This window comes from Parachryseolinea silvisoli (genome assembly GCF_021190955.1).
GTDB lineage: Bacteria > Bacteroidota > Bacteroidia > Cytophagales > Cyclobacteriaceae > Ohtaekwangia > Ohtaekwangia silvisoli.
Genome location: NZ_JAIOAO010000005.1, coordinates 103,021 through 128,842, shown reverse-complemented (window position 1 = coordinate 128,842; position 25,822 = coordinate 103,021). Strand labels below are relative to the sequence as shown.

Here is a 25,822-nt window from a genome sequence, read left to right as displayed (position 1 = left end):
TGCATTCCTGCTCCTCGTGCATTGACCCGCACAGGAGCAGGTCTTAAAACAGTGTGAGAGCGAAAGCGAACACACTCACACTGTTTTTATCTTCGCTCTCACACCCGATGGCTATCGGGTTCACATTCACCCTGATTCGCGCGTCCTCCCAAAATCCTTCGGATGACAATGAAACATCTCGTTAAACGACTTATAGAAATAAGACCGGCTATTAAACCCCGTCTCATAAATAACCTCTGAAACACTCATCGTTCCGTCTTTCAATAGATCTGCCGCCCTTCGCAACCGATACTGTTTAATCAGCCCATGCGGCGTCTGACTCGTCAGTGCTTTTACTTTCTTATAAAGCGAAGCCTTACTCATCCCAATCTCTTCCGACATAACATCTGCCGTAAGCTCCGGATCATTCAAATGCCGCTGAATACATGCGGTAATCTTTCCAAAGAACTCATCATCCTTCTCACTGATCCCCGTTGACAACTGCCCTAATTCTACTTCTGCTAAATTCGCAAACCGCTTCCGCGCCTGCTCGCGTGTCTTGATCAATTTCTCAATCCGAATAAACAAATGCTCCGGATGGAACGGTTTCGGTATATATGAGTCGGCACCTACCTGCAACCCTTCAATGCGGTCCTCGATCTCACCCTTCGCTGTTAAGAGTATAACCGGAATGTGCGACGTTTGAATATTATCCTTGATGTTGCGGCAAAGTGCCAGTCCATCCATCTCCGACATCAGCACATCGCTTATGACGAGGTCCACTTTCTCTTCCTCCAGTAAATGCAATGCCTCGCGGCCTTGCGTCGCCGTCAGCACATGATATTTATCTGCGAGAATGTTTTGCAGCAGGATCACGATCTGCGGGTTGTCGTCCACGACCAGGATAGAGTAGGGGCGAGCTTCGGTGTCAGGCTCCTGTGGCTCCCGTGTTGCTTCTACGGGGCGATAGCCAAACTCCTGCGACACCGTCTCGGCCAGGTTCGTTACCGGCAGGAAAATGTTGTTGTCGTCGGGCACCTGGTAGGCCTCCCGTGCAATGGGCAGCGTGATCGTAAACACAGAGCCCTTGCCGGGTTGAGAGCGAAGCAAGAGCTGTCCCTGGTGAATCTGCACCAGGCTGCGGGTGAGCGACAGGCCAATGCCTGTACTCTTGGAGATGCCCGGATCGACGTTCACGGCGTCCGGATTCTGATAAAACGCATCAAATATTTTCTCTTGTGTATCCCGTGCAATGCCGATGCCGGAATCCTCCACAACAAACTGAGCCTGCCCGTCATGTTCGCGTAGGCGAACCGTCACCGCGCCACCCTTAACGTTGTATTTAATAGCGTTTGAGACCAGGTTGATCAGGATCTTCTCCAGCTTGCGCGCATCGATCCAACCATGAATCGCTTCGGCTGCCGGTATAAATTCCAGGTTCACATCGTGGTCTAGCGCGTGCTGGTCAAATGAAGCCACGATCTCCTGCGTGAACGCCACCAGCTCTACCGGGGCGACATTAACTTTTTCCTTACCGCTTTCGATCTTCCGGAATTGAATCAGCTCGTCGATGAGCTTTTGTAACCGCAGGGAGTTGTTGTAGATCGTATTCAGCTGGTTCTTCTCCTGGACGGACGATGCCTTTTTAATCAGCGTAATCACCGGCCCGAATATCAGCGTAAGCGGCGTGCGGAACTCGTGCGCAATGTTCGTAAAGAACCGAAGCTTGTAGTCGTTAAGCTCCTTCTCCTGCTGCAGGCGGAAATGGTGCATGGCGGCGGCGCGTTTCTCCCGGGCACGCCGGCGGATATACAATACAATGCCCGCCTGTACGCCGACGAGCAGCAGGAAATATACTGCATATGCCCAGTTGGTTTTCCAGAACGGTGGCGCAATGGTAATGGCGATGCTCCTGGGCGCTGGACTCCACACACCGTTCTCGTTGGTGTAATTGATCACGAGGGTATACTGTCCGGGCGGAATGTTGGTCAGGTTGATGACAGACTGTTGGTGAATGAGGTTCCAGTCCTTGTCGAAGTTTTCCAGCCGGTATTTATACTGGGTGCGTTGTTTGTTCCAGTAGTCCAACGTGGTGAAATGAAAGCTCAGAAAGTTTTGGTCGTAATCGAGGTCGATGGCGGCAGTGTGGTCAATGTGTTTGCGCAGCACGGCATTGCTGTCACCGGGCATAACCGGTACGTTGCGGAGCAGGAACTCGGCCAACGTCAGGCGGGGGAAATACCGGATCGTATCCAGGCGCGCGGGTTGGATGATGTCCAGTCCGTTGATGCCTCCGAAGTAAAGCGCATCCGCGCCCGGAGCGTGGAAGGAAGCGCCGTCCGTATACTCATGGTTTTGCAGTCCGTCGTTGGCATCGAAGCTTTTGAACGAGCCCCGCACAGGGTCGAATAACACCAGGCCATTATTGGTCGACAGCCAGATCGCACCACTATAATCTTCCTGGATGCCGTGGATGGTATTGCTCGGCAAGCCGTCGTGCTGTGTGTAGTGCAGGTTGTGATACGGGCGGCGGTGTAACGAAATGCGGTTCAGGCCACCGCTGGTGCCAATCCACAGCTCTTCTTTGCTGCCCAGGAAGAGGCTCAGCACGTCGTCGTTGCTCAGGCGATTGGGGGTACCCGAACCGGTATGAATATGCTCCTCGATTTTATCCGCCAGGGAATTATACCGGTATACACCGGCCCCCCGCGTACCAAACCACAGAATATTGGGCGTTTCCTCCACGACGGTATACACGACATTGCTATTGATGGTAGCCTCGTCGTTCGCGGCGTTGCCATAGGTGATCTGGCGGTGCGACTCCAGCCGGTAGGTGCCCCGTGCGGTGGCAGTAACGACGAGTTGGATGACGCCGTGGCCACTGGTGCCGAGCCAAAGCGCACCGTACGCGTCGATGCAGATAGCGTAGACGTTGCCAAAGGTCAGCCCGGTGTTGTTCTCGAAGTCCCGCGGAAAATGGCGAATGCGGCCGGTGCGTTTTTCCAGCATGTCGATGCCCTCGCCGTCCGTGCCAATCCATAGGTTACCAGTGCGATCCTTGCGCAACGACAATACCGTGTTGTTGCTGAGCCCGCGTGCCGTGTTCAACACGGTCGTTTCTTTTTGGTCGGGACGAAGGATGTTGAGCCCACCACTGCGTGTGCCGACATACAACGTGCCGTCGGTATCGTGAAATACCGAGCGCACAATACTGTTGGAAAGATTGCCACTACCGGCGGGGCCGGCTACAATAGACCGGAAGGGATTGTTGCGCGTCAGAAACTTGAACAGACCGTCGCCGTCCGTCCCGATCCAGAGAAGATCCTGGCGCGTTTCTGTAATCGTCAGGATCTTGCGCTGGGCTTGTGCAAACTGCGAAAAGTAGGCCGCCATATTCTCGGTGGTAAAGTCACCGGTAGGAGAGGCCGTGACGCGGTAAACATCACCTGCCTCTGTGCCGATCCACACTGCCGTATGGTCTTTGTTTTCGGAAATGGACGAAACAGGAAAAGCCGAAAGTGGCAGCGCGCGCGGTTCGCTCGCCAGGTCAGACAGATTGATCAGGAATACGCCACCTTCGCGTGTAGACAACCCGAGGTAAAATGTATTGTGCAGACGGAAGAAGCGGTGCAAGCGAATCGCGCCGGAAGCCGCCAGCGTTTTCGTAAAGACAGGTTTGTTGTTAAGCGTACAGATGAGTTTCCCATCGGTACCCAGTAAATACAGTAGCCCCTGATGGCTGCCCATGCCCGCAACATTTTTCAACCACGCGGTGTCGATATCACGGAAGGCTACCGGCACAAAGGTATTTTGCGCGGCGTTATACCGGCTGATGCCCTGGCCGATAAAAGTCGTCCACACTGCCGAATCGGGACCCAAGCACGCGCGCAGGCTGTATTCCTGAAAGGGCAACCCGTTCAGGCTGGTTTGATAGGATTCGAAGGTATCGGTATCAGCGTTGTACTTATTAATGCCCTTGTGCGTAACCACCCACAGGTTTCCGTCCTTGTCCTCCAGGAAATCCCGGACAATATTGTTACTGATCGTGCCCTTATTAAAGGAATCGGGCTTGTAGATCTTAATGGTGGTGCCGTCGTAGCGGTTTAGGCCATCCCAGGTGCCGAACCAGACGTAATCGTTCCGGTCCATATAAATAGAGGTGATGGCGCTGTTGGAAAGACCATCGCGCTTATCGATGTGCTGGTAGGGCCAGGGGTTGGCATAGCCGGTCGCCGCGGCCAGCGAGAGAAATGCAAAAGCCAGGTACTTGATCATAATCCGCGATCCCTCGTCGATCAATCGTTTGCAAACAAACCTAAGCAATCCCGCGATCACAAACCGGACAAAGTTGTCCACCCGGTACTTTTTTGTCCACCCGGTTCTCGGAACACGCTTTTTTTCCAACCTGACGTACGGAATAAAAAAGATAGTGGACGCCCTGCACACGATTTCTGGGAACATTTGCAAACGTTTCCTGCATCCGCGGATCGGGAGCGACCAACCATAACACGTGCAGAAGATGGACATCGCGAAGAGACTTTCACAAAATCCGTTGCTCCGCCCCCAGGACCTGAAACCCAGCATGGCGGGAATGAAGATAGAATGCCTGCTTAATCCCGGCGTATTTACGTACGAAGGCAAATTATGGCTGTTGTTGCGGGTGGCGGAAATGCCTGTACAAGAATTGGGCAAAGTGAGCTTCCCGGTGTACAATGCAGAAGGGCGTATCGAAATCCGCACGTTCGACAAGGCTGACCCGGCGCTGGATTTTTCAGACCCCCGTGTCATTCACTACCAGGGCAAGGACTATCTCACTACACTGTCACATCTGCGCCTGATGTGCAGCGACGACGGCGTGCGGTTCTACGAGCCCGAAGGCTATGCGCCGATCTTCGGCGAAGGCCCCCTGGAAGCGTATGGCATTGAAGACTGTCGTGTAACGCGCATCGGCCAGACCTATCATCTTACCTATACCGAAGTCTCTTCGGTGGGCGTAGGGGTTGGTCTGATGCAGACACAGGACTGGAAACACTTCGACCGGCGGGGTATGATCTTCCCGCCGCACAATAAAGACTGCGCCATTTTCGAAGACAAGATCGGCGACAAGTATTACGCCCTGCACCGCCCCAGCAGTCCGCAACTTGGCGGCAATTATATCTGGCTGGCAGAGTCGCCCGATCTCATTCACTGGGGCAACCACCGGTGTATTGCCACAACTCGTCCGAGCCTGTGGGATAGTGCGCGGGTAGGCGCGGGCGCCGCGCCGATCAAAACCGAAGATGGTTGGCTGGAAATATACCATGGTGCCAACAGCGAGCATCGCTATTGCCTGGGGGCACTGCTGCTGGACCTGGAAGATCCCTCGCGCGTGCTGGCCCGAAGTGAACAGCCGCTGGTGGAGCCGACGGCCCCCTATGAGCGCACAGGCTTCTTTGGCAATGTGGTATTTACCAATGGCCACCACGTGGAAGGCGATACCCTCTATTTATACTATGGCGCCAGCGATGAAGTGATCTGCGGTGCCACGCTGTCGATAAGCGAGATTCTGGACACGCTAAAACAAACGACTTATCATGGAAAAAATATCCTCTGAGATAGCGCTGCCCGGCGTCGCGGCGCCGGTACAACGCCGCGTAAGCCTGATAGAGCTGATCCGGCACCCCGGCAACGAATATCGGTTCTTCCTCAGCATGCCCCGTGACATGCGCGTGCTGCTGGTGACCAACATGATCTATGCCTTTGTGCTGCCGGTCATCGAGATCTTTGTCGGCGCCTATATCATGCGGAGCTCCAACGACCCCACTATCGTGGCGTTGTACCAGCTCACGGTATACGCCGGCATCCCGCTCACCTTTCTCGTCAACGGCTTTCTGTTGAGCCGCGTAAAGATCGCCTACCTGTACAGCTTCGGCATGTTGCTAAGCGGATTGTCGATGCTTGTCATGATGACGCTGGAAAACCTGTCGCCCGCCGGCGTAGGCGTGGCCGGAATCCTGATGGGCTGCTCCTTCGGTTTCTTCTGGGCCAACCGCGACTACCTCGCGCTCGCCACGACGAATGATGGCAACCGTAATTATTACTATGGACTGGAGACGTTCTTTTACACGCTCACTTTCATCCTGGTACCCCTTGCTGTCGGCGCATACATTGCTCACGCCGAAAGTGCAGCCTGGTTCCATGGTGACATGACCCGCGCCTACCAGGTTGTAACGATCGTGGTATTTATGCTCACGATCCTTTCCAGCGCCGTCATTCAGCGGGAGAAATTTCGCACCCCGACGCAGCCGCGCTTTTTATACTTTCGCTTTCACCTGCTTTGGAAGAAGATGCTGGGCCTCGCGAGCCTGAAGGGCCTGGTACAAGGGTACCTGGTCACAGCACCCGCTATCCTGGTCATGCGGCTCGTCGGCAACGAAGGCTCGCTCGGCACTGTGCAGGCTGTCAGCGGTGTGGTGACAGCGTTTATGCTGTATTTCCTCGGTCGCTTTACCAGTCCAAAACATCGCATCCTGATACTGACCATCGGGCTGGCCATATTTTTCGTGGGTACACTGACCAACGGCCTGCTCTTCTCCGCCCTGGGTGTGATCGTCTTTGTGCTGTGCAAGGTATTGTTTCAGCCGTTGCACGACATCGCCTATTTCCCCATCCAGATGCGCGTCATCGACGTCGTGTCGAAGATCGAAGGGCGCAACGAGTTTGCCTACATTTTTAATCATGAGTTCGGTCTTTTCCTGGGGCGTCTCTTCGGCCTGGGGCTGTTCATCGTGCTGGCGGCGTACGTCTCCGAAGAATTTGCACTGAAATACTCGCTCATCGTCATCGCCGTCATGCAGCTGGCCTCCATACCGGTGGCGCGCCATATAATTCGTGAATGTAATCGTTTAGACAAATGATCCGTTATACCCTGCTTTTTGCTATTACCCTGCTTCTGGCTGCGTGCGGCCCCAGGCATACACCTGTTCCGCAACAGTCCGTGGCGCGCATTGCCGCCATGCCCGACCGCCCGGAGCCCTATAAAATGCTGAACTGGTACGAGAAGGCTCATAACTTCGACCAGTACGTTTTTAACCGTACGCTGCAAGGCCCGCATCTGCCCTTTATCTGGATCGACAGCGCGCGCCACAACCTGCATCAGACGGCCTTTGGCATGTTTACCGTGATCGGCGACGTACGCCAGGGCCCCCGTGGTAACGCCGAGTTTCACGAGGCCCTCAACACTATGGGCGCCATTCTCGGCGCCGGCCTGGTGGGGATCGATAAGACAAAGCAAGACGGTACGAACTATGTGCGAATGTTGCAGGCCTACTTTAACAACGACAACGGCTGGAACATCATGATGAACAATACCAACCCCGCCGTGGCCATGCTGGGTGGGGGATACGGCCGCGATTGGTGGTACGATGTATTTCCCAACGTGCTGTACTATGCCGTGTGTGACCAGTTTCCCAACGTACCCCGCGCGGACAGCCTGCAACACATCATTGCCGAACAATTTTACAAGGCCGACTCTGTCCTGCATGGCAACTATGACTACTCGTACTTCGACTATGCAAAGATGACGGGCATGCGCAATCATATACCGTACCAGCAGGACGCTGCCGCGGGCCATGCCTATGTACTATACTGTGCCTATCAAAAGTTCGGAGACCCGCGCTACCTGGCAGGCGCGAAGTCGGCCATGGACGCGCTGGTGAAGCTGCCCGAGAGCCGCTTCTACGAAATTTTTATGCCGTTTGGGGCCTACGTTGCGGCCAGGCTCAATGCCGAGCACGGCACGCAGTATGACGTCGGCAAAATACTCGACTGGACTTTCGACGGTTGTACAGCCGACAACGGTCGAAAAGGCTGGGGTGTCGTGGCCGAACGTTGGGGGAACTATGATGTGCACGGATTGCAAGGAAATATCATCGATGGCGGCGGTTATGCGTTCCTGATGAACTCCTTTGCCATGGCCTGGCCGTTGGTGCCGCTGACAAAGTATGACAGCCGCTATGCCACCGCCATCGGCAAATGGATGCTCAACACCGCCAACGCCGCGCGCCTGTGCTATCCGTACGAGATCGACGACGCCCACCAGTGGCTGCCCGGCCAAAAAGATATATCAAAAAATGTCATTGCCTACGAAGGCATTCGCAAAGCCGACGACTATGGCAACGAGCGCCTCAAAGGTGTACAGCCCGTAGCACTCGGCGACGGTCCCAAGTGGATAAAAGGACAGCCTGAGGTATCGATGCTGAGCCTGTATAGCTCCGCGCAGGTGGGCATCTACGGCGCCATCATCCGCAAAACGAACGTGGATGGTATTTTACAATTGGATTGCAACGCTACGGATTTTTACCAACAAGAGGGCTATCCCACATACCTGTACTACAATCCGTACGACTCGGCAAAAGACGTCGTGTTTTATTACGACAAACGCGAAGCGGTAGACCTGTATGACGCGCTGACACAACAGGTGCTGGCGGCCAATATACAGGCAGACCAAACCTTTGCTATACCACCGAAAGCCGCCCGGCTCATTGTGGTCCTGCCAGCGGGTAGCAAAGTACAGCAGGAGGGAAGTGTATACTCGGTGGGCAAACAGCCTGTCGCGTACGCGGCCCCCGATCTTCAACAACCTTAACCCATGCTTACTCTTTACTTTTATGCGGAATAAATATTGGTTACTTTTTCTGGCAACGTTTACGGGTATAGTCTGTAGCTACGCGCAGACGACCCTTCGCGGAACAGTGCGGAGCGAACAAAATGAGTCACTGGCCGGTGTCAGTGTCTATATACGCGGTACCAGCACCGGCACCTTTACCGACGCCACGGGCGCGTTTGTAATAGCGTTACCGGCAGGGCTGCAAGATTCTACACTGGTGTTCTCACTCGTGGGATATGCCACCAACGAAGTGGTTATCGGCAGCCGCACACAATTCGAGGTGGTCCTGGCCGACGACACGAGGACGCTTTCGGAAGTGGTCGTGACGGGCTATATGGTCGAAGAACGCCAGAAGATCACCGGCGCCGTAAATACAGTTGCCGGCGATCTGATCGGCAGGCTGCCGGTACCCGGGATAGACCAAGCCTTGCAGGGACGTGCGCCCGGCGTTGTGGTTTCGCAGAATACCGGCGCGCCCGGCGAAGGCGTGTCTGTACGCATTCGGGGTACCGGCTCGATCAATAGCAGCAATTCGCCGCTGTATATCGTAGACGGTGTACCGACAATGGACATCAGTGCGTTGTCGTCTCAAGATGTCGAAAACATCTCGGTACTGAAAGATGCCGGCGCTGCGTCCGTATATGGGTCGCGTGCCACCAACGGGGTGGTGATCATTACCACCAAAGCCGGAACGTCTAAAGATGCCCGCATCCAGGTCAGTAGCCAGGTGGGCTTCCAGGAGCCCAGCCGCCTGATCGACATGGCCAACACACGTGATTACGTCACCCTGTACAACGAGGCGGCTACCAACGACAACGCCACCAAAACAAACCCGCTCTTCTTCCGGAAGCTGATACCGGAGGAAATGGTCGCGACCTTGCCGGATGTAGACCAGGTCGATGCCATCATGCGCAAAGGCGTAATCCAGTCGCACAGCATTTCCGCTTCGGGCAAAGATGGAAAGACAAGCTACTTCCTATCCGGCAACTACTTCGGCCAGGAGGGCATCATTAAAGGAAGCGACTATGACCGCATTTCCGGCCGCATCAACCTGAATACCGAGGTGAAGTCCTGGCTGCGTACAGGGGTGAACATAAATCTGTCTAAAGAGAAGACTGATATCATTGGCAGCTCGGGCGATGGTGCCGGCGGTAATGGTGGTAGCGTCATCCGCTATGCCTTCTTCCGCACACCGGCCATTTCGATCTATGATGCAAACGGCGACTTTGTCGACAAGCCTGACGACTTTCAGTTCTTTGGCGACGGCTACAACCCCGTGGGCATGGTGGCCTATAACAATAACGAGCGCCTCATCAATCGCCTCTTCGGAAAGTTCTTTGTAGAGATCGACCTGCTGAAAGATCTGAAGTTTACCTCGAACGTCGGCGTCGACTATAGCAAGCAGAACCAACGGCGCTTCGACCGTACGTGGGGCACCGGCGACCGCATCAACGGGATCAACCAGCTGTCGGTATCCGATCAGCGCAATCAGACGATGACCTATAGCAACTTCCTGACGTATTCACGCACCCTCGGTATACATAACCTCAGCATTCTGTTGGGCGCCGAGTCGATCAAGCGCGATAACTATTACCTCAATGCCAGCGAGAAAGACTTTCCCGACCAGAATTCTAACCTGGTATACCTGGGCAACGGTCTCGGCCAACGGGTGAACAGTGAAGGGCAAACCGGCAGCGCGCTGCAATCATTTTTTGGCAAGGTAAACTATGACTATGCAGACAAGTACCTCGCGAGTGTGACGCTCCGTCGTGACGGCTCCTCGCGCTTCGGTCCCGATAACCGCTGGGGCAATTTCTATGCAGGCTCGCTTGGCTGGCGTATGGACAAAGAGTCTTTTCTGGAAAACAGCGACCTGATCGATCGCTTGCTGTGGCGCGTGAGCTATGGCAAAGTAGGCAACCAGGAGATCAACGACTATCCCTTTACCGACATGATTACGTCGGGCTATAATTATCCCTTTGGCAATGTATACCAAAATGGCTATGCCACATCCGTACTGGGCAACAGTGGCGTGAAGTGGGAGGCGAGCGAGCAGCTCAACGCCGGGGTAGATGTAGAGATCTGGGAAGGTGAACTGGCGGTGTCGCTGGACTACTTCCGCAAAATCACATCTGACCTGCTGGTGTCACAGCCCATTGCCTCTTCTGCCGGCACGGCGTCGGCGCCGGTCGTCAACAATGGTAAGATTTTGAATCGCGGCTTCGAATTGGCGGTGAGCTATCGTAATTCTGTGGGCGGCCTGCACTATAGTATCTCGGCCAATGCGGCCACGTTATACAATGAGATCCTGGCCATGGATCCGCCCATCCGCCGCGGACAGATCGGGTCTGACTATTTGATCTACAACGAAGTGGGGCACTCCGTGGGGTCTTTCTATCTCTACCAAACGGAAGGCATCTTCCAGGACAAGACCCAGATCTTTACTCACGCCTACCAGGGAGCAACCATCCAGCCAGGCGACGTCATGTATAAGGACCAGGATGGCAGCAATACCATTGATCCGGATGATCGTCGTCATGCCGGCAGCGCGATCCCCCAAGTAACAGCGGGCCTCAACGTAGCGCTTAACTACAAACAATGGGATTTCTCGCTGTTCTTCCAGGGCGCCTACGGCCAAAAGATCTATTCGGTATTGAATCGCGATATCGAAGGGTTCTATCGCGCCTTCAATGTGACACAGCGGTACGTCGATCATCGCTGGACGGGGCCCGGCTCTACGAATGAATACCCGCGGGCGTCGTGGGATGCGTCCGGAAACAACGCGTCGGTTTTCTCCGACCGATTCCTGGAAGACGGCTCGTATACACGGTTGAAGAATCTGCAGCTGGGCTATACGGTGCCGGCCGCCGTGGCGGGCAAGATTGGCTTATCGTCCGTGCGCATCTATGTCTCGGGTACGAACCTGCTCACCTTTACCGGCTACCAGGGGCTCGATCCTGAAATGACCACGAGCGACAACGCCAAAGGCCAGGGCGACAGCTCGGCCGGTATGGACTGGGGCACCTATCCCTCGGCACGTTCCTATAACCTCGGTGTCAAACTTTCATTCTAACCGCTGTATCCTATGAAACGAGTATATATCATTTTCCTCACCGTGGCAGCGCTGCTGCCGACTGCCTGCTCTGATTTTCTGGACGAACAGCTGCAGGGCACATACTCCAATGCAACCTTCTACAAAACAGAAGCGCACGCGTTGCTGGCCGTGAACGCCATCTACAACGTCGCCTCATTTGTCTCCACCAACAACGACCTTTGGGTGTTTGGTGACGTTGCCTCCGACGATGCCGCCAAAGGCGGACAGGCAGGCGACCAGACTGACATTCAATACGTCGACGACTTCACCTACCAGCGCAACAACAGCTACCTCGAGAAGTTTTGGAAACATTATTACGAAGGCATCTCCCGGGCGAACTACCTGTTATACTACGGCAACAACATCGACATGGACGTTGACCTGCGAAACCGTGTACTGGGGGAGGCAAAATTCCTACGCGCTTATTTCTATTTCAACCTGGTCAATGTCTTTGGTGAGATTCCCCTCAAGCTCATGCCGCCGATCAACAGCGACGAGATCAACAAACCGTTGTCTTCCGTCGATGTGGTATATACGCAGATCGTCAAAGACCTGGAAGAGGCCGTGCCGGTACTGGACGATAAGTATATCGGTGCCAATGTAGGCCGTGCCACAAAGGGTGCCGCCTATGGCATGCTGGCGAAAGTACACCTGTACCGCGGGGAATGGCAGGCAACACTGGATGCTATTGATCAGGTAGATGCATTGGGACTGTACAGCCTGCAGCCGGTCTATAAGAACAATTTTCTCGATTCCACGCAAAACAACAGCGAGTCGCTGTTCGAGCTGCAACACCTCAGCCTGCAAACGCCCAAGCTGGGCAGCCACCTCAACCAATGGTTTGCCGAGTTGCCCGGTAATGGTTACGGCTTTAATGTTCCCATGCCGGGATTTGTCAACGCGTTTGAGCGCACCGAAGCCGATGTGGCCGATCCACGGCTGGACTATACGGTGGGGCGGGAGGGGCATCCGTGGGTATTGGGTGAAACCTTTGACCCGGAATGGTCCGCCACCGGGTACCTGGTGCGCAAACACCGCCAGTCCATTGCGCAGAACCTCGTGGGGGATGCCGGGCTGAACTATGTATACCTGCGCTATGCAGACATTCTTCTGATGAAGGCCGAAGCGCTTAACGAGCTTTCGCGTCCGACCGAGGCCTTGGATCCGCTGAACGCCGTGCGCAAGCGCGCACGCGAAAGCTACCTGTATGATGTGGGCCTGCCTGGCTATGGCGCCATTCCCGACGGGCTGTTGCCTGACGTAACGGCCACCGGCCAGCAGGCCGTGCGCGAAGCCATTCAGCACGAGCGCCGGGTAGAGCTGGGCTTTGAATTCCACCGCTACTTCGACCTCATGCGCTACGGCAGGTTTGTCGCGGAAGCCGCGCTGGACGGCACCGGCTTCTCCTACGCGACACACCGGTACTTCCCGATCCCCCAGTCGGAACGGGACACCAATACGGCCTTATGACTAAAATATATTCCTAATACAAAATAAATTACAGAACAACTATGAGGACACTATTAAGAAAACCCTTTGCGTTTCTTATCGCTGCAGCGGTCGTTGCAGGATTTGCCGTCAGCTCGTGCTCGGACGATGACAGCGGCGACGGAAACAATGCGGATGTAATGGCAAAGAAGGCTATTCTGGCCGACTCCATTAACATCGCCGAAGACCTCCTGAGCAGCACCGAAGAAGGTGTACAAGACGGCCAATATACCAATGGCTCAAAAGATGCGCTGCAAGATGCGATTGACGCCGCGCAAGGCGTATATGATAACACGGCGTCTACAGCCACACAAGTGGCCAACGCTACTGTGTCGTTGCACCAGGCAATGGACACGTATCGCGGCAAAGTGATTCTGCCGGTAGCCGCCGAGGACCTGGTAGGGCACTGGTCGTTTGACGAGGGCACCGGTACAACCGCAGGCGATGAAAGCGGCCACAACTTTAACGGCACCTTTAAGACGGGGCCCGTCACGAAAGGCGCAGGTTTCCCGGAGTGGGCGGAAGACCGGTATGGTAATGCAAAAAAAGCCGTCCATTTCAACGAGGGGGCTAACATCGAGGTACCCTATAACACAGCCTTGAATCCCAAGAAATTGACCATTGCCTTGTGGCTTAACGCCGACGAGATCAACGCAGGCAACCGCTTTCTGGGCCTTCACTCATGGCTCGGGTATAAATTCCAATTGCAAGAGGCTAACCGTCCGTTCATGACCGTGTCAACCGCCACCGATATATACGATCGTGACTCCGAGCAAAACCTGCCGATTAACGAGTGGCACCACGTGGCCGCCACCTTCGGCGACGGTAACATGATCTTTTACGTAGACGGTGTAAAGATCAAAGAATGGAACAACACGCCCGGTGATGCCAAATCAATTGCCGGTGAACCGTACAACCTGGTCATCGGACAAGACTTCCCGACCGACAAGTATGCCGCGACGGACGAAAACTATGACGAAGATCACATCATTCCGGTGGAGTGGGGTGGTTATTTCCGTGGCTACCTCGATGAGGTGCGCATCTACAAAACCGCACTGTCAGGTCCGCAGATCGAAAGCATTTACAATCGCGAGAAACCATAGGTAAGGTAAGTTTGGTGTGCAGCGTGCAGCCGGAAGGCTGCACGCCTTTTTTTGAATCTATAGACCGATACCGCGTATGCATACTGTCCTGATCCGCAGTCTCTTTTTTCTTTTCGCTTTCGCGTTACTGGCCCGCGGCGCAGCCGGCCAAACGGGACAGCTAGCTGTATCCCGGGTAGAGCAAATGCCCAACCTGCCTGCGCCCTATGTCATGCGCGACTGGAAAGATGTTGCCCGTCAGTATGACGCCTTCGTATTCTCACAAACCAAAACCGGTACACATTTGCCCCTGGTTGGCTTTGCGCCCGCCGGTGTGAACTATCCCGCGCTCCAACCGATCTTGCTGGATACTTATGTTGGTACGAACAACAATGGACAGGCGGAAGCCATCAACATCCTGCCCGCCGTGGTCGGCGCATCACTCGTCGGTATCGACAAGGCGCACCAGGATGGCATCAACTGGGTAGAAAAGATCAAAGATTTTTACAATACGCGGAATGGCCAGGATGTATACCTCAATAGTTACTCCGGCCTGAGCGGCAACGACTGGTGGTACGACCTGATGCCCAACGTATTCTTTTACCAGCTCTATACGCTATATCCCAACACACCCGGCTTTGCCGAGCAGTATACCCGCATCGCCGACCGCTGGCTGGAGGCCGTACAACAGATGGGCGGCAAGGCTGCGCCGTGGACGGTACCACACATGAACTACCGCGGCTGGTACCTGGCGGAAGGCCGTGGTAACACCGAGGGTGTAAAAGAACCGGAAGCCGCAGGTGCCATCGCCTGGCTTTTATACCATGCGTATCAAACCACGCAGGACAAGCGATATCTACACGGCGCCCGCCAGGCACTGGACTTTCTGGCAAACCTTTCGTCAAATCCTTCCTACGAGCTGCAACTGCCGTATGGCGTACAGGCGGCCGCGGAGATCAACGCCAGCGAGGGCGCTTCATACGATCTCGGCAAAATGTTGACCTGGTGTTTTGACCGCGGCCCGCTGCGGGGGTGGGGCACGATCGTGGGCAAATGGAATGGACAGGACGTCTCGGGCCTGATCGGCGAAGCCAACGACCAGGGCAACGACTATGCCTTTCTCATGAACGGCTATCAGCAGGCTGCAGCCCTGGTGCCGCTCACGCGTTACGATAAACGCTACGCCCGGGCCATTGGCAAATGGGTTCTGAACCTGGCCAACGCCAGCCGGCTGCTGTATCCCGCCTACCTTCCCGCCAATCAACAAGACGATTATACCTGGAGCAATACCCATGACCCACAGTCGGTCATTGCCTACGAGGCGCTTAAAGAGAACTGGCAGGGCACTGCCCTGTACGGCACCGGCGATGCCAAACGCAATGGCTGGGCACAGACCAACCTGGGGCTCTACGGTTCTTCACACGTAGGCTATCTGGCATCGGTGGTGGCCCTCACGGACGTCGAAGGCATCCTGGCACTCGACTTGAACAAGACTGACTTTACCCATAGCCACCCATTTTCGTCCTACCTGCTTTTTAATCCACACCAGAATTCCCGCGCCGTAACACTGGCACTCGGCAGCGGTCACTACGACGTATACGACGCGATCCGTGAAGCAGTCGTCGTTCACGACGCAACCGGGAATACAACGATATCAATACCGGCCAATGAGGCGGTGTTACTCACCTACCTTCCGGCCGGCACCGTAACGGCCGCGCGCGCCGGCAAATTATTTGCCGGCGAGGTCGTGGTGGATTATCACTATGGTTATGACTACACACCCTCACTGCAAATTAAGTCATTGGCCGTTGCCGAAGATAAAGTAGGCTTTAATAAGGCGGTTCCGGTATACGTTACGTTAGAAAATCCCATCGGAAATGGTGCATCGTGGCAGTGGTTTGTAAACGACGAGCAGGTAAGTACTTCCGCAGGAACTTTTACCTGGACATCGCCCGACGAAGAAGGTAGTTATAAGATCGTATTATCGATTACGCAAGACGGGAAGACTGTAAAGGATAGCGTGATCGTACAGGTATACGAACATGTACCTACTATACCCGTCATCGAAGCATTTGTCGCAGACAAACGATATTACGAAGGGGGTGAGGATGCCCGCATCATTTGCCGGGTAACACAAGCGGGTACCGAAAAATTACACTACACCTGGGACATACCCGCGGGCACGGCCCAGCCCAACGACTCCCTGTTGGTGTGGAGCCTGCCACCGACCGAAGGCATTTATACCCTCACGTGCACTGTATCCAATCGCTACGACCTGACAAAATCCGCTACTTATCCCGTGTTGGTCAAAGTCATCCGCAATGGTCCGACAACCCCTCTTGCCTATTACCCGCTGGACGACGACGCACAAGACTATAGCGGCAATGCCTACCACGGAGAAGCATCCGGCACAACACCCACTGCGGATGCCCGCGGCAGCGCCGCCAGCGCCTACCACTTTGCCTCCGGTGACGACATCATCTCCGTATCAAACCGCGCGTCCCTAAACGTACAGGATGTTATTTCGATTGCATGCTGGATAAAGATCGACGCAGTAGGGCAGGAATCCTTCATTCTCTCACACGGAAGCTGGGAAGAACGCTGGAAACTCTCCATCACCCCCGACCGCCGCATTCGCTGGACCGTCCGCACAGCCGCCGGCACCCGCGACCTCGATAGCTCATTTCCCATCAGCCTAAACAAGTTCTATCATGTCACTGCCCTGTACACCGGCTATTCCCTGGAGCTCTACACCGACGGCACACTCGATACGTTCCTGGCACACACCGGCCTGATCCAAACCACCGGCAAAGCTCTGACATTCGGCCAGAAGTCCACAGAAGAACGTGAGTACTTTCTACAAGGCACGCTCGACGAAGTACGCCTTTACCACGCCGCCCTGGACCCCGAAGAAATTGCAATGCTTCCCACCCGCTGGAATAGCGCAGTCATAACCGGCCTTTCCGAAGACCCAGGCAATCAATTCACCGTATACCCCAACCCCACACACCAGAACCGCATATACCTTTCGGGCATACGATCACAAGAAATAGCATCTGTACAAGTATACGATTTAACCGGCCGCCGAATCGACAGCCGCTGGGCCACTGACGTAGACGCCATACGCATCGATATCCCCACGAGCCCGCAAGGCATAGCCATCCTCCGCGTCCAAACAACGACAATAATATTCTATAAGAGATTTATAATTTACCAATAGCGCGACGGAGCCCTCGTCGATGCATCCTGCCTGTGCGCGAAACATTCGTGTTTTGTGTACAGGCTTTTTATGAAGGTGATGCGAGCAGAATGGTAATCGGGGACTGCCCGCCAGTCTGAAGACTGGCAACAGTTTAAGGCACAAGAGCCGCACCTCCGCTAACGCTCGGTGCTAACTCTTGCGCCAGACGCCGGTCGGGGCCTAAACCGCTTTTCTGCCACTACTTCACAACAATCCCCCTCTCCTTAAACTTACTATAAAGCAGATACTTTACTTCACTCTCCGCGAGATCCGCTTTAAACACGTCATCACACCAGAATCGAATAAGTAGCTTAATCTCCTTGTCCGAAATTCCTTCCACCAATACCACCGGTTCGCGCTTCTTCAGTATATACGCACCCGACTTGACAATCGCGGCTACCTCCGCTATAACCGCATCCTTGCTCTCCGTCGTCTCCACGGTTGCCTTTAACTCGATCCGTCTATGGTTGTTACTGAGCGTCCAGTTCGTGATCTGCTGCGACAGCATATCTCCATTGGGAATGATCACCTCGGCGCCATCCGCCGTAAACAACGTACTCGACCGCAACCCAATCTCTTTCACCCGCCCGGACTTACTCCCAACCTCGATCGAGTCACCAATCTTCAATGGCCGGTCAAAGATAAGAATGATGCCCGACACAAAGTTGTTAACAATATTCTGCAAGCCTAAACCAATACCAACACCCAAAGCACCGAGCACAATCGTGATCTTATCAATCGGAAGGCCGGAAGCAGCGATCGCCAGCAAGTAGCCCGCGCCCAACAACACCAATCGCGTCACCACCAGCTTAGACCGGTTCGCGGGGCTATCGCCAAAGTCGTGGTCGCCAGTGTCGCCAAAGAAGTAGCCCAGGTAACGTTGTATGAGGTGCGCCAGCCAGATGATAGCAAAGAACAATCCGACGCTGCTCAGTGTAAACGATGTGCTGCCGATTTTATGCGGTTCATTCACGACACCGTGGAACGCATTGAAGAGCGGATCAAAGATGTTGAGGTTGATGCTCAACACCGTTAGCCACATTAAGAGCGCAACAACGATCATCGGTTTCCGGAAGTCGCTGATGATACCCTGCGGCTCGAACGGCTGCTCGATATTCTCTTTCACCCGGATCGTCTGGATTTGCAGCAGAATGGATTCGATGATCGTCTTCACCAACACAGAGAGTCCCATCACCTGTGTGAGGGCAAAGATTCCGGCCGTACCCAGGATGCGCGCCAGCGAGAATCGGCCAAAGACGTTGAAAACGATGGCCAGTGCGTTGAGCACGATAAAGAGAACGATCACGACGCGTATAAAGCGGCGCAGCTGGATGTGCTCCGGCACCCGTGAACGGAACAGGACCCCGAAGGCAATGGCTGCGATGTTGAGGCCGATCATCCAGCAACGCTGCAGCGTGCCGGGCGACAGGATGAGGTTTGTAAACGAGAATAGCAAGAAGAGCACGATGGCTGCCAGCCAGTAGTGAAACAAGGAACGCGGCCAGTGCTTGCGTAGTACGAGGGTAACGACGACCATTAACAGGAACTGGACGCCCTCGACATACGCCGCCGGTGCATTCAGATCGAACAGCGGCGCGAGGCTGAGCATCACTGCCAGTGAGGCCGCCAGGGGTTGCGTGGTAAGATAGGTTACGCCGTAGGCCGCCAGGGTCTCGCGTTTGTTATTGCGCTTAAGCGTGCGCAGGTTTGCCAACACCCAGAGATAGAAAGCGATGCCCAGCAGCCACATGAGGGCGCGCTGCCCCGACGAATCCCGGAAGTAAAAATCCAATGCCTTCCGGCCGGACCGGTACGAATTGTCGAGCTCTTCCTTGAACTCGGTGGTGACGGTGGGCGCGGGCTCCCACAAAAAATTATACTCTTTGCTAAAGGCCTGTATACCCGAGCGGGTGAGCCGCTCTTCGATCTGGTTAAAAAGATCGTCCGCCCGGATCGACTTTTCGGATACACTGGTCTTGAGCGTGTTGACGATGTTGAGGTTGTATTGCAGCAGGCTGTCCGTTGCGCGCCAGGCAGTGCGTAGCTCACGCAGGTGGGGCAGCAACAGCTTGCGGTTGACAGAGTCTTTGTATAACTGGCGCAGCAGCGAATCGCGGCGCAGGGTTCGCAATTCTTTGCGCAACCCTTGCAGGGTCGTATCCGCTGCCTGGATGCGCGTACTGTAGCGTGCGAGGTCGTGCTGCACATTTTGCAGCAGCACGCTGAACATCTGCAGGTTGCGCAGGTTTAGCGCCGCGCTGTATTTCTCCAGGTTATGCTCCACCAGCACGAGCGCCGTGTCGCACTCCCGCAGTTTGCCTTCCAACATCAGCACGTCGGGTCGTAGGGGAATTTCGTTCTCCAGGCCATGCAGCGCCTGGTGAACCTCGCCGATGCGCAACATATACTCACCCGACGTGGGCTTATCCGCGTCGGTAAAAAGGTTCTGAAAACTACGGCGTCTGTGCTTCAATGTATCCTGTGCCGACAGCGAAACGCTGACAACAGACAACACCATCAGCAAACCCAAAAATTTAACGGTCTTCATGCAGGTTGAATAAAAAACGTCGGAAAGGTAAGGCAAATCGCCGGTGTATGACGGCGCGATTTATCCCTAAATATTACATGCAGTTCCTACCGCCCGGTACCGTTGCCGGCGCCTAAAACGTCCCCGCACTTGCGAAATTGCCACAAACCTCCAAAACACTATATTGTAACATGATCGCCACCCTACGATTTTTTCTATTCCTAAGCCTGGTCGCAAGCTCGCCCCTGGTGCTATCCCAACCCGCCAAACCCCAGCTGCCCACGCGTACACCCGACCGCGTCATACTAAACATCACGGACTCCCCTGAAACCTCCTTCGCCGTCAATTGGCGCACCGACACCACCATGACCGCCGGCACCCTCGAATGGACGGTGGCGACCGATGGCCCCGAGTACACCAAACAAGTGAACCGCGTCGCCGCCCAACGCGAGTTCCTAAAAGTCAGGCAAGACGACGGACTAAAAGTGATCGCCCACTATTTCTCTGGGCAGGTCGAAGGGCTGACTCCCGGGCAGCAATATGTATACCGCGTGGGCAACATGGATGCGTGGAGTGAATGGTACCAGCTGCGGCTCCCCGACATGCAGCACAAAAAGTTGTCGTTCCTATACTTCGGCGACGCGCAGAACGAGATCAAGTCCATGTGGTCGCGCGTGATTCGGGAGGCCTTCAAAACCGCACCCCAGGTAGATTTTATGTTGCACGCCGGGGACCTCATTCACAATTATGACAACGATGCAGAATGGGGCGAATGGTTTTATGCCGGTAACTTTCTGCACGCCATGGTGCCCAGCCTGGCCACACCGGGCAATCATGAATATAACCACGGCAAGTTGTCGCCGCAGTGGCGGCCGCAGTTCAACCTGCCGCAAAACGGTCCGCGAGGGGTACAGGAGACATGCTATGCCGTCAACTATTCCGACCTGAAAGTGATTTCGCTGGACGCCATACAGATCGAGCACCCACTGGGCCGCCACAAGCGTCAGTTGGAGTGGTTGGACTCGGTATTGACAAACGACCCGCGCAAGTGGACTGTGGTGACCTTGCACTATCCCGTGTTCTCGACGGCAGAAGGCCGCGACCATGAAAAGCTCCGCGAACGCCTCAAGCCACTGCTGGACAAACACCACGTCGACCTGGTGTTGCAGGGACACGATCATTCCTATGGACGCGGCCGGGTAGGCAATGTACCGACGGGCACGACCTATAATGACCGCTCGTCGGGTACGATGTATGTCGTGTCGGTCAGTGGCCCCAAGATGTACGGCCTCTCCGACAACCCCTGGATGGAACGACGCGCCGCCAACACGCAGTTGTTCCAGGTTATTCACATCGAAGGCGATGTGCTTTCGTACGAGGCCTTTACGGCGACCGGTACATTGTACGATGCCTTCGACCTTCAAAAATCCGCCGGAAAACTTAATACATTGATAAACAAAATACCACCGGTCGACGAACGGCGCTAAGCTACCTTGCGCTGAATCGTTTTATTAAATTTTGATAGCTTGCGGCCGAATACTCCTATGCCCGAACAACAGCTAACGTCCGGTAAATACGGTCATACGTTAAACGCGACCCAGGTTTTTTCTCCCGACGACCAGCGGGTTGTATACGATACCCGCAACGATGATACCCACATCGGCCGGACGGAAGGCATCGAAATGGTAAACGTCACCACCGGCGAAGTAGTACGTCTTTATACCACCGCACAGCAAACGTTGCATGGACCCGGTGTGGGCGCCGTGGCCTGGAATCCGCGCCGCGACGAGATCATCTTTATTCATGGCCTGGAGAATGCCGATGCGTCCAGGCCCTATAGCATGACCCGTCGCTTTGGCGCGCTGTTAAACCCCCATACTGACCGTGTGATCCGTCACGCCGAGGCGCGTGTTGTACAGGAACCTTTTGTCGCGGGTGCCTTGCGTGGCGGTACCCATGCCCATACGTGGAGTGGCGACGGCGCCTGGATCAGCTTTACCTATAACGACGTATTGGTGGGGCAAGACCTTCGTACCGTCGGCGTCATGGCGCCCGGACAGCACGTAGCGGTGCCGGTGACGGACTGTGAGAGCTTTGCCGGCGAATATTTTACTGTGGTCGTGGCTACCGTAACCGAGCATCAACGTCCGGGAAGCGACGACATTGGGAAAGCGTTTGACGAATGCTGGATCGGACAGGATGGATACCTGGATGATGCCGGTCAACATCACACACGCGCAATCGCTTTTCAGGGTAATGTGCGTAGCGAAGAGGGGACAGTTGTAACGGAAGTCTTTGTAGCCGATCTCCCGGACGACGTCACCCTGCAGGAAAATGGTCTGCCACTGGCCGGCACCGGGCAGGTACGCCCCCAGGTGCCGCGTGGCGTGCGTCAGCGCCGCGTAACATACACCGGCCAACGGAAACATCCCGGGCTACAGGGGCCTCGCTTCCGGCTGCGTACGTCCCCCGATGGCGCAGAGATCTATTTCCTTATGAAGGACGATGCCGACCTCGTACAACTATACCGCGTCCCGACCGCTGGCGGGAACATCGTTCCGCTGACCTGGTTAGCGTATTCCATCCAGGGACAATGCAACATAAGCCCCGATGGCCGTTGGGTCTCGTTTCTGGCCGACAACAGCGTCTGGGTAACCGATGCCACCGGTGGCACCCCCCGCCGCCTCACCGCACGCACCCACGACGCTCAGGCTCCCGTAGGGGGTGCCCTGTGGAATCACCGCGGCGACCGCCTCGTATATAATCGTTACGATGCCGAAGGCTTCCTGCAGATCTATAGCATTCACGCGTTTTAATAACGGAAGAATAGCGTATCCGAGGTAACGCCGTGAACAACCACCGCAATCGTGGAAAAGGCGCTATTCGTCGCGACCGCTTCAAGATCGATTCTGTACGGCGACCACCTGACAATCTTCATGTCGCCGGTAAACGGCCCGGAGCCGTCGGCTAACTGAATCTCGTTGCCCGGCGCATCGAGACCGAAATATTGACCGTACAGCGAGATGGTTGTGGATACATATGTGTTACCGTCGATATTGTTAAAATACTCCAGTTCGTTTAGCTGAGGCTTGACAGTGTATGTATATGGCAAGCTCTTGATCCCTTCCGAGACAACGACAATGGAAATAGGATTGTCACCACCAGAGGGCGGGTATGGTGTCTCCAGGTACTGCCTGCCGTCGTTGGTCTTGCCCGCGTTGTAGATGCTCATCTTTTCGCCGTTGAAGTATACTTCGAGCAGACGTATGTCGGTAGCAAAATGGTCACCGATTATGGTTAATGTTTTTCCTTCCGTATAGGTATCCGCCAGATCGATGCGCGGTATATCCAATACGGTAAAGGCCGGACCGCTGCCGCGCAGGCCCGCGGCCTTGATCATTACAGTACCCGTTGTAGCCTCATACGGCACGGTTACCAACAGCGTCGACAGCGAAGCGGGATCGCCTACTGATGCCGCTGTGCCGTTGATAAACACATGGTTGCTGTCGGCAATGGGGGAGAAGCCACGGCCATAGAGCCGGAAGACCGTGCCCGGATATCCCTCGGTGGGCCGGATGCTATCGATCACGATCCCATTGCCATCGCGGCCGGTATAATCTTCGGCACAGCCCGCCAGCGCATACAAGGCGAGAAACGGAAGTGTGCGCAAGACGGTGGCGATCGCCACGAGCGGAGCTCGGTGTAAACGTTGCATGTTAGTAGCGGATGTTTTTTTCTTCACTGCGGGCAAGTGTTTGTACGCCGACTTCGGCGCTGATAACATAGCTGTATAAGGTGCCTTTCCGGGTGGTCTTGTCGACATAGGAGGTGACCTGTCGGGCCACGCTCGCGGTCTTTTGATACGAGACCTCGCCCGCCTTTTTTCGATAGATCGTGACCGTCGCCGCACCGGTGGTGAACGATGGCTCCCAGGCGACCTCGACGCCCGCGGTCACTTTGCGTACGGTACACGTCGATACGACGCGTACCGGTACCGTAGTTGCAATGCGTGCAAAAGGGGAGAAGGTACTTTCCGCGCCAAATGCGTCGACCGAAGCGATCGCATACTCATAGGTCTTGGCGGGCTGTACGCCGGCATCTTCAAAATGTGTGGTGGTCAGCAATGCGCGGTTCAGCAACACAAACTTGAGCGCAACCGCCTGTGCAGCGGCCGACTGACGCCTATCAAACGTGTTGGCAGGCTGTGCTTCGCGGCGGTATACCGTATAGCCGGCAACGGCATAATCTGCGCGGGCCGCCGAAGGCCAGTCCAGTACCACCGTGCGGTTGTTCAACCACGCGTTGACCCCGGCAGGTTCCTGCGGCAGCTGCAGCACACTTTGGCGCATCGTGACCAGGTTGGAGAAGTCGCTTTCGAGACTGTTCCGGTTCACGGCCTTCACGCCATAGACGTATTGGGTGCGTCCTCCAATGGACGACGTGTCTGTATATTCGGTTGTTTGTAATCCGTTCGAGAGGACTTCGAGCCGGTCACTCCCCGAAACGCTGCGGTAAACATAGTAGCCGTAGACATCGGTATCGGGCACGGGCTGCCAACGCAAGTGTACCTTACCTTTGACCAGCGTGCCACGCAAGCCGTACGGGGGATCAGGATTTCGATTGGTGTTTTTCACGGAGGCCGTAGCGTAGCCGGTATAGCCCGCGTTGCGTTCGCGGCCTTTGAGCGCCAACGTGCGGAAGCGATAGTAATAAGGAATATCCGGAAACACCTGTTTGTCGAAGTATGTATGACGGGACGCTTCCACGGTGTCGATCACGACGTAGTCACCCCGTGCATCGCGCGATCGTTGGATCTCCACGCCGACCACGTAGGGCAGGTCGCCGATCGGAGCCCATTGCAAGGCAATGCCGTTTGCCGTGTCACGCGCCTGCACGTTGCGCAGTAAAGGCAGGCTGGCAAAGTCCACGGCCAGCAAGCTGATGGTATCGGAGGGCTGCGCGGCATTGCCCAGGTCGTCCGTAGGCCGAATGTAATACCGGTACAGCGCACCGGGTCGTACCGATTCATGCACGTAAAATAGCATGGAGTCGCCCTTCGCGACGGCAAACAGGGGAGACGCCAGTTTTTTATAGGGACCCTTGCCGGCGTCTTGCCGGTATACATCGGCCATCAGCAATCCGGTGTAAGGCTTGCCGGGCAAAATATACCACTGGGCTGAAACCGCCGAGTCTGTGGCAAACGTACGGTGCCGGTGTGCGCGGCCTATAGCAAGCGGCGTTTGTCCACCGGCAATCGTGCCCGTAACGGTTTTGACTACGAGTCCTGTCGCGTCGAGCAGCTCGGCCTGGTAAGTCCACGATTTCCCGGCGGCAAGACCCGCCGCTTCCTTATCCAGGTATGCGCTGCCCATCGCCTGACGGAAGGCCATGTCGAACGACAGTGTGCCATAATCGCTCAATAGGACATGGGCACGTATATACTCCCAGGCGGCGTTGTCGTCGCGCAGGGTTTTGATCAGCTTCAGCTGCGACCAGGCCGATTCGCCGCATATCTGCCGGAAGGCGCTGGCCGAAGTGGGGCGGCCTACCGTCACGAGCCGCGCAGGGCCTTTGCCGCTGTTGCGGCTGATGCGTACCGCGGTGATCTTTTCATACGGCGCATCGGGTCCGAGCGCACGGTCGGCAAAGTATAGATAGGTGCCGTCGCGGAAGGAGTATCGCACAGGCAGGGTAGCCTCCTGGGCCGACGCGCCAACGACAACCAGCATCAATAAAAGTGATAAACAATACATGCGTTTCATGA

The 25,822-nt window shown here is 55.4% G+C and carries 13 protein-coding genes; 9 read left to right on the top strand and 4 right to left on the bottom strand.

The window, feature by feature from the left end; translation table 11 throughout:
- Nucleotides 1-126: 126 nt before the first annotated feature.
- Complete coding sequence (locus tag K7P01_RS25775; RefSeq protein ID WP_267297478.1) at nucleotides 127-4,335, bottom strand: hybrid sensor histidine kinase/response regulator transcription factor; 4,209 nt, start codon at nucleotides 4,333-4,335, stop codon at nucleotides 127-129.
- Nucleotides 4,336-4,498: 163 nt separating this feature from the next.
- Here K7P01_RS25775 and K7P01_RS25770 point away from each other — a divergent pair, with 163 nt between their 5' ends.
- The 7 genes from K7P01_RS25770 (at nucleotide 4,499) to K7P01_RS25740 (ending at nucleotide 17,510) form a co-directional block, all read left to right on the top strand.
- A complete protein-coding gene (locus K7P01_RS25770; protein ID WP_267297477.1) occupies nucleotides 4,499-5,572 on the top strand; it encodes a glycoside hydrolase family 130 protein in 1,074 nt (357 codons plus the stop codon).
- Nucleotides 5,553-6,875 carry an MFS transporter gene (locus K7P01_RS25765; RefSeq protein WP_267297476.1) on the top strand — a complete coding sequence of 441 codons (1,323 nt, stop codon included), beginning with the start codon at nucleotides 5,553-5,555 and terminating at the stop codon, nucleotides 6,873-6,875. The genes K7P01_RS25770 and K7P01_RS25765 overlap by 20 nt, the downstream gene beginning before the upstream one ends.
- The gene (locus tag K7P01_RS25760; protein ID WP_267297475.1) at nucleotides 6,872-8,605 is read left to right on the top strand and encodes a hypothetical protein; all 1,734 of its coding nucleotides are present in this window, start codon (nucleotides 6,872-6,874) and stop codon (nucleotides 8,603-8,605) included. The genes K7P01_RS25765 and K7P01_RS25760 overlap by 4 nt, the downstream gene beginning before the upstream one ends.
- Before the next feature lie 22 nt (nucleotides 8,606-8,627).
- Nucleotides 8,628-11,699: a SusC/RagA family TonB-linked outer membrane protein gene (locus tag K7P01_RS25755; RefSeq protein WP_267297474.1), complete on the top strand. Its 3,072-nt coding sequence runs from the start codon at nucleotides 8,628-8,630 to the stop codon at nucleotides 11,697-11,699.
- Nucleotides 11,700-11,711: 12 nt separating this feature from the next.
- Nucleotides 11,712-13,190 carry a RagB/SusD family nutrient uptake outer membrane protein gene (locus K7P01_RS25750; RefSeq protein ID WP_267297473.1) on the top strand — a complete coding sequence of 493 codons (1,479 nt, stop codon included), beginning with the start codon at nucleotides 11,712-11,714 and terminating at the stop codon, nucleotides 13,188-13,190.
- 41 nt (nucleotides 13,191-13,231) lie between these two features.
- Complete coding sequence (locus K7P01_RS25745) at nucleotides 13,232-14,311, top strand: LamG-like jellyroll fold domain-containing protein (protein WP_267297472.1); 1,080 nt, start codon at nucleotides 13,232-13,234, stop codon at nucleotides 14,309-14,311.
- A gap of 76 nt (nucleotides 14,312-14,387) precedes the next feature.
- Nucleotides 14,388-17,510, top strand: coding sequence for a LamG-like jellyroll fold domain-containing protein (locus K7P01_RS25740; RefSeq protein ID WP_267297471.1), 3,123 nt, complete (start codon nucleotides 14,388-14,390; stop codon nucleotides 17,508-17,510).
- Nucleotides 17,511-17,730: 220 nt separating this feature from the next.
- Here the strand turns inward: K7P01_RS25740 and K7P01_RS25735 are convergent, their stop codons facing one another.
- Nucleotides 17,731-20,079: a mechanosensitive ion channel domain-containing protein gene (locus K7P01_RS25735; protein ID WP_267297470.1), complete on the bottom strand. Its 2,349-nt coding sequence runs from the start codon at nucleotides 20,077-20,079 to the stop codon at nucleotides 17,731-17,733.
- 170 nt (nucleotides 20,080-20,249) lie between these two features.
- Between K7P01_RS25735 and K7P01_RS25730 the strand changes: the two genes are divergently transcribed.
- Together K7P01_RS25730 and K7P01_RS25725 are read left to right on the top strand one after the other, a co-directional pair.
- Nucleotides 20,250-21,545: a purple acid phosphatase family protein gene (locus tag K7P01_RS25730; protein WP_267297469.1), complete on the top strand. Its 1,296-nt coding sequence runs from the start codon at nucleotides 20,250-20,252 to the stop codon at nucleotides 21,543-21,545.
- A gap of 57 nt (nucleotides 21,546-21,602) precedes the next feature.
- Nucleotides 21,603-22,874: a DUF3748 domain-containing protein gene (locus tag K7P01_RS25725; protein ID WP_267297468.1), complete on the top strand. Its 1,272-nt coding sequence runs from the start codon at nucleotides 21,603-21,605 to the stop codon at nucleotides 22,872-22,874.
- Here the strand turns inward: K7P01_RS25725 and K7P01_RS25720 are convergent.
- Entirely contained in the window at nucleotides 22,871-23,773 is a 903-nt protein-coding gene (locus K7P01_RS25720; protein WP_267297467.1) for an IPT/TIG domain-containing protein, read from the bottom strand. The two genes, K7P01_RS25725 and K7P01_RS25720, sit on opposite strands and share 4 nt — an antisense overlap.
- Before the next feature lies 1 nt (nucleotide 23,774).
- The gene (locus K7P01_RS25715; RefSeq protein WP_267297466.1) at nucleotides 23,775-25,820 is read right to left on the bottom strand and encodes a fibronectin type III domain-containing protein; all 2,046 of its coding nucleotides are present in this window, start codon (nucleotides 25,818-25,820) and stop codon (nucleotides 23,775-23,777) included.
- Nucleotides 25,821-25,822: the final 2 nt, after the last annotated feature.